The sequence below is a fragment of the Gammaproteobacteria bacterium genome, assembly GCA_028819075.1.
In the GTDB taxonomy this organism is placed as follows: Bacteria; Gemmatimonadota; Gemmatimonadetes; order Longimicrobiales; family Gaopeijiaceae; genus BD2-11.
In genome coordinates, this window is sequence record JAPPMM010000028.1 from 274008 (window position 1) to 284731 (window position 10724).

10 protein-coding genes and 1 pseudogene are annotated in these 10724 nt (G+C 67.4%); 4 read left to right on the top strand and 7 right to left on the bottom strand.

Going from position 1 to position 10724, the window contains the following annotated elements:
• Positions 1 to 138: 138 nt before the first annotated feature.
• On the top strand, positions 139 to 1770 hold the full coding sequence (locus OXU32_07325; protein MDE0073777.1) for a serine hydrolase: 1632 nt from the start codon (positions 139 to 141) through the stop codon (positions 1768 to 1770).
• On the opposite strand, the gene OXU32_07330 is transcribed toward OXU32_07325, so the two are convergent.
• The 5 genes from OXU32_07330 to OXU32_07350 all read right to left on the bottom strand — a co-directional run bounded on the left by OXU32_07330 (position 1739) and on the right by OXU32_07350 (position 6737).
• On the bottom strand, positions 1739 to 3139 hold the full coding sequence (locus tag OXU32_07330; protein MDE0073778.1) for an MmgE/PrpD family protein: 1401 nt from the start codon (positions 3137 to 3139) through the stop codon (positions 1739 to 1741). The two genes, OXU32_07325 and OXU32_07330, sit on opposite strands and share 32 nt — an antisense overlap.
• Positions 3136 to 4632 (bottom strand): tripartite tricarboxylate transporter permease, encoded by a 1497-nt coding sequence (locus OXU32_07335; GenBank protein MDE0073779.1) that lies wholly within the window; start codon positions 4630 to 4632, stop codon positions 3136 to 3138. The genes OXU32_07330 and OXU32_07335 overlap by 4 nt, the downstream gene beginning before the upstream one ends.
• A gap of 16 nt (positions 4633 to 4648) precedes the next feature.
• The gene (locus OXU32_07340) at positions 4649 to 5236 is read right to left on the bottom strand and encodes a tripartite tricarboxylate transporter TctB family protein (protein MDE0073780.1); all 588 of its coding nucleotides are present in this window, start codon (positions 5234 to 5236) and stop codon (positions 4649 to 4651) included.
• Positions 5229 to 6278: a tripartite tricarboxylate transporter substrate binding protein gene (locus OXU32_07345; GenBank protein ID MDE0073781.1), complete on the bottom strand. Its 1050-nt coding sequence runs from the start codon at positions 6276 to 6278 to the stop codon at positions 5229 to 5231. The genes OXU32_07340 and OXU32_07345 overlap by 8 nt, the downstream gene beginning before the upstream one ends.
• Positions 6279 to 6458: 180 nt before the next feature.
• On the bottom strand, positions 6459 to 6737 hold the full coding sequence (locus OXU32_07350; protein MDE0073782.1) for a hypothetical protein: 279 nt from the start codon (positions 6735 to 6737) through the stop codon (positions 6459 to 6461).
• A gap of 15 nt (positions 6738 to 6752) precedes the next feature.
• Here OXU32_07350 and OXU32_07355 point away from each other — a divergent pair, with 15 nt between their 5' ends.
• The 3 genes and pseudogenes from OXU32_07355 (at position 6753) to OXU32_07365 (ending at position 8673) form a co-directional block, all read left to right on the top strand.
• Positions 6753 to 7553, top strand: coding sequence for a type IV toxin-antitoxin system AbiEi family antitoxin (locus tag OXU32_07355; protein ID MDE0073783.1), 801 nt, complete (start codon positions 6753 to 6755; stop codon positions 7551 to 7553).
• 47 nt (positions 7554 to 7600) lie between these two features.
• Positions 7601 to 7777, top strand: a pseudogene (locus OXU32_07360) (hypothetical protein).
• Positions 7774 to 8673, top strand: a complete 900-nt coding sequence (locus tag OXU32_07365) for a restriction endonuclease (GenBank protein ID MDE0073784.1) — start codon at positions 7774 to 7776, stop codon at positions 8671 to 8673. The pseudogene OXU32_07360 and the gene OXU32_07365 overlap by 4 nt, the downstream one beginning before the upstream one ends.
• 150 nt (positions 8674 to 8823) lie before the next feature.
• Here the strand turns inward: OXU32_07365 and OXU32_07370 are convergent, their stop codons facing one another.
• The gene (locus OXU32_07370; protein ID MDE0073785.1) at positions 8824 to 9810 is read right to left on the bottom strand and encodes an Rpn family recombination-promoting nuclease/putative transposase; all 987 of its coding nucleotides are present in this window, start codon (positions 9808 to 9810) and stop codon (positions 8824 to 8826) included.
• A gap of 253 nt (positions 9811 to 10063) precedes the next feature.
• Positions 10064 to 10315 (bottom strand): DUF4338 domain-containing protein, encoded by a 252-nt coding sequence (locus OXU32_07375; protein ID MDE0073786.1) that lies wholly within the window; start codon positions 10313 to 10315, stop codon positions 10064 to 10066.
• Positions 10316 to 10724 lie beyond the last annotated feature (409 nt).

Consider the following 10724-nt stretch of genomic DNA (forward strand, 5'->3'; position numbering starts at 1 on the left):
GCCGATGCCCCGGCGGACAACCGAGCGCAGCGGTCAGGGCGTCTGACTACAGGATGATCGGCGATTGCACCGCCACCAACGGGCGTGATTCTGCAGATCCCGGCCCGCCAGACAGACCCGCACGTGAGGCCACCCGACATGGTTGATCGAACCCGACTTCGAGGACGTCTACCCGGTCGCGTGTTGTTGGGAGTCGGCCTGGCGATCACGCTTGGCGGGGCCGCGTGCCGCGATGTTGCAGAGGACCCTTCCGGGCACAGACTTGCAGGCCTTTCCGACTTCATCGACGCGTCCATGGCGGACTGGGACTTGCCTGGGCTGGCGGTTGCCGTGGTGCACGAAGACGAAGTCGTCTTCGCTGAAGGGTTCGGGGTCAAAGAGTTGGGACGGGAAGACCCGGTCGACGCCCACACTCTCTTCCAGGTCGGTTCCGTTTCCAAGTCATTCGCGGCCGCAGCGATCGGAGCCCTCGTGGACGACGGGCTGGTCCACTGGGACGATCCGGTGGTCGAGCACCTGCCGTGGTTTCGGGTGAAGGACCCGGAGATCACGCGCGAGATGACGATTCGCGACCTGCTGTCCCACCAGTCGGGCATGCCGGGCGACGCCTTTCCCACGCTCGCGATCATGGACGCCCGGGCAGCGGCGGAGCGAGTTCGACACCTCGACAGCCAGGCCCCGCTCAGGGAGAGCTTTCGTTACAGCAACCAGGGCTACGGGGTGGCGGGGCTGGTGGTGGAGGCCGTGACCGGTAGGACGTGGGGCGAATGGGTCCGGGAGCGTCTCTTTCGGCCCATGGAGATGCACAACAGCGCGGCCAGCCCCTACGAAGTGTGGGAGGAGCCATTCGTGGCGCCCACCTTCTGGGGCACGGCACCTGCGGGCACGGTGGGGATTGCCGACGCGCCGGGCAGGAATGTCGCGATGCCGCACGGCGCCGATCGCGAGGGGATGCGCAGGGTCCTGGCCTGGCAGTCGTTCGACAGCATGCAGGCGGCGGGAAGCGTGGTGTCCAGCGCCGCAGAGATGGCGAACTGGGTCCGCATGCACCTCGCGCGGGGGAAGTTCGGCGACCGCCCCGTGCTCCGGGAGGCGACGGTGGAGGAGATGCACGCCCCCCAGGTAGCGAGCGGCGCCACCTTCCTCTTCGCGGACGACACCAGCAGCGGCACCTACGCTCTGGGGTGGAGTCGCACCACCTTCGAGGGCCACCCGTACCTGTCCCACGGCGGCGGCATCCTCGGTTTTCCGGCGTATGTGGCGCTGCTTCCGGACATCTCCGCGGGCGTCGTGGTCCTGGCGAACGGAGACGCATGGTTCCACCCGCACCACGAAATCAGCGCGTGGGTATTCGCCCGCCTACTCGACCGCGAGCCGCGAGACTGGCACCGGGAGTCCATGGCCCACAAGACCGCGATCGTCGAACAGATCGACAGCACCCTCGCGGCGCAGGATTCGGCCCGCGTTCCGGAAACCCTGCCCACTTTGCCCCTCGCCGAATACGTGGGCAGTTATGCAGACCCGCTCGGAGCCGGCCACGCCGAGGTCGTGCTCGCGCAGGACGGGTGGCTAAGGCTGCACTTCGGAGAGCCGGGCACCTTCTCCGGCGACATGGAGCACTGGAACGACGACGTGTTCCGTCTCTATTTCGACGGCGGAGACGGCCAGATGGATCGGAGTTCGTTCGCGACCTTCACCATCGATTCAGAGCTTGGCGTAGCCGTCATGGATCTGGGTTTCATGGGCCGGTACCGGAGGCGTGAACGGTAGTACGCACCAACTCCCCGATGTCCCCCAGCTCGTCCACGCGCTCGAGCGTTTCTAGCGCCCCATCAATGCCCACATCGTCCATCACGAGGCTCGCGCAGTCGCGGAACTTCGCGTGCAGTTCCTCCCGGCTCAGGGGCCGCTCCGGGCCGCCGGGATACGTGTCCGCCTCGGTGTGGAGTTCGGTGCCGTCACGGAGGTGGACGTCGATGGCGCTGCGCATGCGGTCGTAGCCGCGCGCGTCGATGGCCTCGTCGAACCGGACCGTCACCCGGCGCATCATGTCCGCCGCCTCCTCGGAGAGGACGAAGTCGTCGTGGAACTCGCGGATTCCGGCCCGGCGCCGGAGGACGATGCTCGAGAGGACGAAGGGGATGCAGAACTTCGCCTCCAGCTCGTTGGTGGGGACAGGATACCTGAGCGGTTTCAGGATGTTGTGGCCGGCGCGGAAGGTGATGCCGGCGATGTCGTCCGGTGCGAGGTCGTGCCCAGTTACGAGTTCGAGCATGGCGGCCATGCTGGGGTGGCCGAGGCTTCCCGAGGGGAAGGGCTTCACGGACACGCCGGGGTCGAGCAGGGTGTAGGGCGCGCCGAGGGCGCCGACCAGCCGTTCGGGCTCGAAGCCGCCGCCGAACACGCGGAAGAAGCCCCACGGCGCCTCCAGCGCATCGTTCCCGGCCGTGAAGCCGCGCGCCGCGAGTTCGACCGCCACGATGCCGTTCTCGGCAGCGCGCCCGGCGTGGAGCGGCTTGGTCATGGTGCCGAAGCCGAGCCGGATCCCCGACGAGAGGCTCGCCGCGATGCCGAGCGCCATGGCGAGCTCGTCCGCCTCCAGCCCGGCCAGCCTGGCGGCCGTCGCGCAGGCCCCGAGCGTGCCGATGGTCGCGGTCGAGTGGAACCCTTCCCGGTAGTGCCGCGGATCGATCGCCTCGGCGATCTTGCACTCCACCTCGAAGCCGATGAGGAACGCCTCCAGGAACTCGGCGCCCGTGGCTCCGACCCGTTCCGCCATCGCGTAGCCCGCCGACAGCGGCGCCACCGTGGGGTGCGTGAGGAGCCCGAAGATGCGGTCGGGGGCGTTCGAGAGCTGCGTGTCGTCGAAGTCCATCGCGTGGCCCGCCGTGCCGTTGGCGCGCGCCGCGAGCGGGGCCGGGGCACGGGTGTCCGGCAGCCCGAAGATGGTCGCCTCGGCATGCCCCCCCTGCGCCGCGATCTGGTCCTGCACGATGCGGGAGCAGGCATCCGTGGACCCGGCGAGGATCACGCCCGTGCCGTCCAGCACGCAGCGCCGACCCTCGCTCAGCAGCCGCTCCGGGAAGTCCGCGATGTTCGTTTCGAGGATGAAGTCGATGACCGCGCGTGTCGCGCTCACTCTTGCTCCTTTGCTTGTCGTTTTCCGGAAACGAGACGGTTCCTGATCGCCGGGGCCGCGAAGCTGACCACCGCCAGCGCGAGCAGCACCAGGCCGATCGGACTCTCGAGGAAGATCGTGTGCGAGCCCGAAGACAGCGTGAGAGCCCGCCGATAGTTGGTCTCGATCATGGGACCGAGGATGAGGCCGAGCACGGCTGGCGCCAGCGGATACCCGGCGCGCAGCATGGCGAAGCCGACGACCCCGAAGAAGAGGGCCACCCAGGCGTCGGCTGCGTTCCCGCGCAGGGCGAAGACGCCCACGAGCGAGATGGCGACGACCAGCGGCATCAGGATCGACGGCCGCAGCCGCACGACGCGCGTCCACAGCGGGATCCCGAGGCGGCCAACGGCCAGCATGAGCAGCACCGCCACCAGGAACCCGGCGTAGAGCGCGTAGACAAGTTCGGCGCGCTCGGCCATCAGCAGCGGGCCCGGGGCGACGCCCTGCACAGTGAGGCCCCCGAGCAGCACGGCGGCGCTGGCCGACCCCGGAATCCCCAGCGCGAGAAGGGGGATCATGGCGGCGCCCACGCAGGAGTTGTTCGCCGCCTCGGGCGCCGCGATGCCGGCCGGCACTCCCGTCCCGAACCGCTCCCGGTCCTTCGAGACGCGCCGCTCCTCGTTCCACGCCACGATCGAGGCGATCGTCGCCCCGGCGCCGGGAATGGCTCCGATCACTCCGCCGATCGCCGACCCGCGCAGAATCGTGCGCCAGAGCCCGAACAGCTCGCGGGCCTTGGGCAGCGCCCCCGTGATGCCGGCCCCGGGCGCCGTCGCCTCGCGTCCGCCGGCCACCGCCTTCAGTGCCTCGGCGATGGCGAAGAAGCCGATCAGCATCGGCACCAGCCCGAGCCCGTCCATGAGCATGTTCGTGCCCAGCGTGAGCCTTGGCGCCCCCGTGAGCACGTCCAGCCCGACGATGAAGAACACGAGTCCCAGCAGCGCGCTGATGATCCCCTTCAGAGGATCCCTTCCCACGAGGTTCGCGACGATCGACAGGCCGAACACGCCGAGCCCGAAGTACTCCGCCGGCCCGAAGGCGATCGCCGCCCGCGAGAGCGGCCCGAGCGCCAGCACGAGGAGAATCGTCCCCAGGAGCCCCCCGCTCATGGACGAGAAGAGGGAGATCCCCAGCGCGCGCCCCGCCTCGCCCCGGCGCGTCATGGCGTAGCCGTCGAAGGTCGTCGCGAGCGCGGGCGAACTGCCTGGAACCCCGATCGCGATCGCCGTGATCGATCCCCCGTACTCCGCCGCCATGTAGATCGAGACCATCATCAGGAGCGCCGGCGTCGGGTCGAGCGCGAAGGTGACCGGGAGGACGAGCGCGAGTCCCACCGTCGAGCTCAGCCCTGGCATCGCCCCCGCGAACACCCCGAGCAGGCTGCCCGCCAGCAGCGCGGCGAGGTTCCCCGGCTGGAGCGCCGTCAGGAGACCGTCGAGGAAGGCCGTCACGCCCCGCGTCGCCCGGTCAGAACCCGGCCGGCAGCGGCACGCCGAGCAGCACCATGAACACGAGGTAGATGAACCCGGCAAAGGCGAGCGGCACCGAGACCATCGTCCGCCACGAACGCTCGCCCGTCAGCCACATGAGACCGACGACGAGGAGCGGCACCGAGAGGACGGTTCCGAGCCGCGGCCACACGAGGAGGAAGGCGGCGATCCACCCGACGGCGATCCAGACTCCCAAGCGCGGGATTCGGCTTCTGACGCCCGAGCCCGCGGCAGAGTCCGAGGCAACGTTTCCGCGGGAACGCGCCGCGCCGGAGTTTCCGCGGGAACGTGCTGCGCGGGATTCGCCGCCCGATGCGCCGGCGGATCCGCCGCCCGAGCCTCCCTCCCCCGCGCCGCGCCACGCTCGGACCGCGAGCCAGGCCGCGCAGGCGATGAGGAGCACCGCGAGCAGCCGGGGGAAGAAGGCCGGGCCCGGGGCGCCCTCGGTCAGCGAAGGGGGATAACCGCGCGAGTCGAGCAGGACCGCGGCTCCGATGGCGGCGAGCAGCACCGTCTCCGTCAGGAGGCGTCGCGGCAGGCTTGCGCGCGCGGAACGGCTACCCATCCAGGAATCCCAGCCGTCGCAGCAGGTCCCGGCTCGTCGTGACTTCCTCCGCCATCCAGGCCCCGAACGCGTCCGCATCCTCCATCGTCGCGAACTCGAGGGCGGCGCGCTCCATGTATTCCCTGAACCCCGGATCGTCGATCGCGGCCATTAGGCGGGCGCGGATGTCGGCCCGCGTCTCGGGGTCCAGCCCCGGCGGGCCCACCACTCCCCGCCAGTGGACGGGCTGGAGATCGTACCCCTGGTCCGCGTAGCTCGGGGTGTCCGGGAGCGCCTCGACGGGCATCGCGGTCCCCAGCACGCGCATCGTCCCCGCGCGCAGGTGCTCGCGCACGATGTTGTAGTTCGTGTGCGCCGCGTCGGTGTGGCCGCCGAGCGCCGCGACCACCGCGTCGGCCGAGCCCTCGTAGGCGATCCAGCGGATATCCGGATCTCCCGCCACCGCCCGCAACCGGGCGAAGCCGAGGAAATGGGCCGACGCCGCGCCGAACCCGGACACCGACACCTCGCCGGGCCGGGCGTGGGCGGCCTCGAACAGGTCTCCCAGCGTGCCGAAAGGGCTGTCGTCCCGCACCGCGACGAGGAAGGGATCGATCTGGATGCGGAGGATGGGCGTGAAGTCCTCCGGGGCGAACGGGATCCGCCCCGTCGCCATGTTCACCGTCCCGCTCGCCGTGAACACGCCGAGCACGTGGGGGTCCCCCGCGCGGCCCTGCATGTACTGCATGCCTGCGGCCCCCGCCCCGCCCTGCCGGGTCATCACGGTCACGCGCTGCCCGTCGAAGTGCGGCGGCGCCGCATCGGCCAGCGCCCGCGAGAGGAGGTCCGAGGGGCCTCCGGGGGTCGCCCAGGAGACGATTTCGATGGGGCGGCTTGGGAAGGCGGCGTCGTCCCCGCCGGATGAACACGCGGCGGAGGCCAGCAGGACGAACGCAGCGGCGAGCAGGCGGGGGAGCGTGGGTGCGGACCGGGGCTTGCGGTTGCGCGGAGGGGCTGCGGCTTGCGCCTGGAGGGACGATTTGGCGGTTGGTCGAGGTTTCATGCGGGGAAATATGAGGTTGCCGTCGGGAGTCGGCCACCGGGAGGCGTTGGGGAGGGCGGGCGGCTTGCAACGAACACCGGACGCCGATGACGGTGGACGCTCTCGCAGGACGTCGCCGAACTCGAGCAGGAGGGTTGACATTTTCACCATAACCCGTAATTTCAGCGCACGATGAAAACATCAACTCCAGTAAACGACTTGGCGGCCGCCGCCCTGAGCGCCGTCGGTGACCTGCTCGGGCATGTCCCCCACCTGAAGGCCACCAGTGCGGTTCGCGACCAACTGCCCGGGAGCGGCCATCCCGTCGACGGGCGTATCGAGTTCGAACACGGTGATCACACCTATGTACTCGTCATCGACGTCAAGCGGAACGGTGCTCCCCGATTCGTCCGGTCCGCGGTCTACCAACTCAAGGGATACCTGGCTCATGTTGGTCAGTACGCTTACGACGATTCCCACCGACGGTGGATTCCCATGCTCGTAAGTCCCTACCTGTCTCCCGAGTCCCGGTCGATCTGCCTGGATCACGATGTTGCCTATCTGGATCTGGTCGGCAACGCTCACCTCGCATTCGATCATGTCTACATCGATCGGGCTGTCGCAGACCGGCCCAGAGCAGAAACGCGCGCGCTGAGGTCGGTCTTCGCCCCGAAGGCGGCCGCCATCCTCCGGGTGCTCCTTCGCGAGCCCGCCCGCGCCTGGCGCGTCGTCGAGCTGGCTGAAGCGGCCAACGTTAGCCTCGGCCATGTGAGCAACGTTCGCAAAGCCCTACTCGCACGGGAATGGATCGAGAAGGCGACGAACGGAGTCAAACTCGTCCGGCCGGACGCGTTACTACGGACTTGGCGCGAGGAATACCGCAAGCCAGCCGGCCGCACCATTAGCAGATACACGCTCGTCCACGGCGAACAACTCTCCAGCCAGCTGTCGGGAAAACTGAACGCGAAACCAGGTCGTCCGCGCGCGATTCTGTCGTCACACTCGGCTGCGCAATGGTTCGCGCCCTTCGCCAGGAGCGGCACCCACAGCTTCTACGCCGACGAACCCGGCGCCCGGAAACTGAAGGAGGCGCTGAAGCTCACTCATGTCGAGCGAGGAGCCAATGTCACCGTGACCATCCCGCGCGATGAGAGTCTGTTCGAGGACGCGGCTCAGCCGGCGCCGGGCATTTTTTGCACCAGTCCGATCATCACGTACCTCGACCTCTGGCCAGGCAGCGACCGAGATCGTAAGGCGGCTGAGCACCTGGCTTCGAGGTGTTTTCCGTGGCTGTAACGGAGCCCCAGTCCGCCCGCGATTACGGTGACCGCACGGCCCGGGAAGGCTACCACTTGATCGCGGGGAAGTTCAGAAGCATCGAGGACTTCGGACCGACAAGCGTCAGAGAGTTCGTGGAGGGTACCCATTTGCTTGGCAATCGCACCGTGAATCAGTGGCAGCAGGATGCCTTCGGACAGGTTGACGCGTGGCCGAGAGGACTTGGCGTGAGGCAGATATGACCCGAAGGGCGAAGGCGAAGATCCGCGCCATGGACATGCCGATACTCGACAAAGTTTTCGGCATGGAAGACGGCTACGTGCTTGACTTCTCGAATCGAACCTTCGCCGAGTTCTTTCGGGAAGAACTGCGAGTTGATATCGACCATCCCCGTTGGGCAGTTCAGGGCGGAAGCAAGGCAAAACGCCTACGCCATTACTTGCGACAGGCGCCCCCCCGAACGGTCGTCGATACTCTGAGTGCGCTCTGGGAATACCGTGAAACCAGCAGCGTGACTCGCGATTACCCGGAACTAGACGAGAGGGTACGGACCGCGTTCTACCGCATCATTGAACGGCTCGGTGGCACACCCCCAGCATCGAAAACGGCTTCCGCGGCTCCCGCTCAATCGCAGATTGATGCGGCGACCGCCTCGTTGCTCGCCGAGCGCTTGCTGAACGTGTCCAAGTTGGAGCCACAGCAGCGCGGGTTTGCATTCGAGAGGTTTCTAAAGGGTATGTTCGACGCGTATGGGTTATCTGCGCGGGCTTCTTTTCGCTTGGTGGGCGAGCAAATCGACGGCAGCTTCGTCTCCGGAGGCGACACCTATTTGCTAGAGGCAAGATGGAGAAATGAACTGGTCGACGCCGCGACGCTCCGTGCCTTCAACGCCAAGGTAGAGGACAAGGCGAGCTGGTCCCGCGGCCTGTTGTTGAGCTATAGCGGGTTCTCCGCTGATGGGCTAACTGCCTTCGGGCGTGGCAACAGCGTCATCTGTATGGATGGGCTCGATCTCCATGATGTCCTGTCAGGTCGGCTCGACCTCGCGGTCGTTCTCGCCGAGAAAGCACGGCGGGCCGCCGAAACAGGTCAGCCCTTCGTACGGGTGGACGATCTCAGACCTTTCTCCAGTCCCTGAACCAAACCCGTGCACGGTCGAACACGCCCTTTCCCAGGCAGTTCTCCGAGCCGGCGTCACGGTCACGTACCCGCGCCATCACTCGTCCCCCACCGAGAGCTGGATCTTCACCAGCACCATCAACGAACGCAACGAACGGGTGTACTTGTGCTACGCACGCACGCGGGCAAACAACTCCGCTCCGCTGTCGCAATCGATGATCGCAGCGACGACTTCGTCGATCCGATCTGCTTCGGCCATGTCTTCCAAGATTCGCGCCAGCCGCTCGGCCGTCTCCGCCCCGAACTTCCTGGCCGCGAGACGCCGCACCAGGTGCGCCCGCTCCCTGATGCGGCCCTGCTCAAGGCCCTGCTCCAAGCCCTGCCGCACCCCGTCGCGGTGGACCCGGTCCCTCAACTCTTTCGCTCTCTCGTACATCTTTTCGTCCTCCGTCAACGACATCATCCCCGCCAGGTCCGCTTTGGAAATCTGCCACGCCTCCGCAGCCCCCGCTACCCACGAGTCCAGCGCTTGGTGTAACTCGGCGAACTCCGGCCCTCGAAACCGGCGCTTCAAGCCCTGCATGACCCGCCCGAGGTTCTCCGGCGTGGGTTCGCGCTCCATTATCCCGAGCGAGGTCACCAGGTCCCGCGACTCGGGGTCCTTCTCGCCGATCCGCTGCAAGTCCAGCACGAGATACCTGAAGCTCGGCAGATACTGCGCCAGCGGCTTCTTCACCGGGGCGATGAGTTCGGCGATGTCCGCGGGGGCCCGCCAGCGCGACCGGCCGTTGTAGACGGCGACCGGCAGCAGGGGCGGCAGCTTGTTGCCCGGCTTGACCTCTCCCCGACGGATCAACTCCTCGTAGGTGAGGCAGGTGTACGTGAGGATGCGGAGCGCCATGAAGCGGTCGTTCTCCGACTGAAACTCCAGGAGGATCAGCAGGTACAGGCAGTCGCCCCGAAAGCGCACCTTCCAGAGCAAATCCGATCGGCGTTGGACCAGGCCGCCGCTGATGCGATCGGTCGGGAGCGGTTCCAGTGAATCGAAGTCGAGTTCGTCGGCCAGCCGCTTGCCCGCGAAGTTGCGGATGAGTTCCTCGACCGCCGCTCTTTGGGAGAAGATGAGTTTGTAGGTCTCGTCGTGCTTTCGAGCCAATCCGGACTCCGGCGATGCGGGGGTTCTCCTGGCGGCCGGAAGGGCGTCCCAGAGAGGCTGTGAGCCCCGCGCCGCCGGTAAGTATCGGATCGTCGGCTGGGCGAATACATGGCTCGATGGGATTGATTTTCGTAATCTGTTGGACTTGTTCGGGTTACATCACTTACGGTTATGGTCGTTCCCCTATCAGTTCATGTTTGCTGGCCGGGATGTAGATCGACGTTGGCGAACGTCTTTGGAGGTAACTGCTCGGTCAGGCCGTGGTGATCACGGCGGCGGGCGGGGTGGGCAAGGTGGGGCTCATCGGTTGAGGATTCGCCTCCAGTGCTTGGGGAGCGGGCTGAGCCAGACATCCGTGGTGGGCTTCGCGTAACTGCTTGGCGGTGTCGTGGCGTCCGCGTCCCGTGGTGGTGCCGACGCGGATCGAGCCGGAGGACCTGTAGACGCCTCCGTTGAAGCGGGGGACCTCGACGAAGGGTTCGACGAGGACGGGGGTCCGGGCCACCGTCGCGGCGGCGTGCTCGCGAGCGATGTGGACGTGTGGTGGGGAGGGGACTCGACCCCGGCGGGAGGGACGGACAGAGTCCGTCCCGGAGGCCGGGGGGACCGGCGCCGAAGCGGGTGGCAACGCCGACCAGGCCGCCCGCCGGTCACCACGGGGACTCACCCGAAAGCCGACGGCCTCGACCGGCGGTGATCGGTGGCCCGTGGAGAACATCCGACGGGTGGCCGGCCGGGGGATGCGCGGACCCTGCGGAAGCAGGTGGAACCCTCAACCGCGAACGCTGCCGGAGCGGGGTTTTTCGGGGGGGATCGAAGGGGGGCGGAGCACCCCTCGCCAGCCGCAGTGTTCAACACTGCGTGTGCGGAATGGTAAGGGTCTGAATCCCGGCAGGAAATCACGTAAGTCTAAT

Bases quoted from the DNA above. Each gene is read 5' to 3' on its own strand.
- OXU32_07325 (MDE0073777.1), top strand. From the start codon at position 139: ATGGTTGATCGAACCCGACTTCGAGGACGTCTACCCGGTCGCGTGTTG.
- OXU32_07340 (MDE0073780.1), bottom strand. From the start codon at position 5,236: ATGGGTAGCCGTTCCGCGCGCGCAAGCCTGCCGCGACGCCTCCTGACG.
- OXU32_07345 (MDE0073781.1), bottom strand. From the start codon at position 6,278: ATGAAACCTCGACCAACCGCCAAATCGTCCCTCCAGGCGCAAGCCGCA.
- OXU32_07355 (MDE0073783.1), top strand. From the start codon at position 6,753: ATGCTCGTAAGTCCCTACCTGTCTCCCGAGTCCCGGTCGATCTGCCTG.
- OXU32_07365 (MDE0073784.1), top strand. From the start codon at position 7,774: ATGACCCGAAGGGCGAAGGCGAAGATCCGCGCCATGGACATGCCGATA.